The sequence below is a fragment of the Enterobacter sp. 302C9 genome (assembly GCF_034106085.1).
Lineage (GTDB): Bacteria > Pseudomonadota > Gammaproteobacteria > Enterobacterales > Enterobacteriaceae > Enterobacter > Enterobacter asburiae_B.
In genome coordinates, this window is sequence record NZ_JAWNBW010000026.1 from 1 (window position 1) to 1,231 (window position 1,231).

Here is a 1,231-nt window from a genome sequence, read left to right on the forward strand (position 1 = left end):
CGATCAGGTACGGGCTTTTCGGGTTGTCGGAGAAGACAAAATAGCCGTTGTTGCCCGACGGCAGCGGGTAAGCGCTGGTGTCGACGCGCTGGCCCTGATAGTGCCCGACGGCGCCGCCCTGCGCGGTTCGGAGATCGGCGGTGATGACCCCGGCGTTCGCCAGTGCGCCCAGCTGACCAAGGTTCGCATCACCTTTCTGCGTGGTGGCAACGTTGCTGAGAGGCGTGCCGGACGCGCCGCCGTTTTCCAGCGCGCCGCCGCCGTTAAGCTGCTGCAGCGCCCCCTGAAGCCGATCGTTCCACTGCGGCGAGGTCACCGCCACGGTTCCGGCAGCGCTCAGCCCCTGTTTTTGCACACCGCTGCCGATGGTCTGGTTGCTGAGGGTGTTCAGCGACGGGGTGGAGATAACGTTGCTGACGCCGCCTGCGTTGGCGGTGGTACTGGTGTTGCTGATGTTGCTGGTGAAGTTTGCGGTAACGTTGCCGCCCGCCTGGATGACGGCGCGGTACGCCGTGTATACAACGCTTTCTGTTGTTCTCCCTGTAAGCTTAAAGCCAGCAATTTCCTTATTTTTAGGTTTCAAGGTATATTTATAATCTTCAACCTTTTGAAGATCGTCAGGAATTACACCTTTATAAGTGTAGATTAAATAATCTGTTGAAACGGAGTTCTCCCAAGATTGGTTTGATAAACTATTCCCTGAAAGATAAATATTATTATTTGCCAGAAGAAGACTGGCGTTATTCGTTAAGTTTCCGGCATTGATAGTTAAGTTTTTCGCTGAACTTATACGGGCCTGCCCACCATTGGCATCCACTTGACTCGTGGTTTGTTTTATAGCGAACTTTTGTTCCACGGTGGAGGCAAATGGAACATATCCCGCAGATGCTGGCTTAGTATAATAACAGCCTGAGCCATTGTTGCCTGCTGCCGAACAACGCTGCTCCTCAGGGTAATAAGCAATACCATAACTACCGTCAGGTAATTTATCTATCGGAACGGTTATTAGCGAATCACCTAATCCCGTTATAGTTTGAGATTTATCTACCGTGGAGATATTTGTCTTTAAACCATCTCTCACATTCAAAAATTGTGCCGTTCTGATCCCAATATCCCCACCCTGCGTCTCAATATTCCCCGACGTGTTCACCACCTGGCTGTTCGCATTCCCCGCCGCATCCCGCTGCATCCACAGGTTGTTCCCCGCCATGATGTCGCCGCGCCGGTTGGT

General features: G+C 52.6%; 1 protein-coding gene. It reads right to left on the reverse strand.

The window, feature by feature from the left end; translation table 11 throughout:
• Positions 1 to 583 (reverse strand): hypothetical protein (locus tag UR289_RS21805; RefSeq protein WP_320711582.1); only part of this gene is annotated, 583 nt, incomplete at its 3' end.
• Positions 584 to 1,231: the final 648 nt, after the last annotated feature.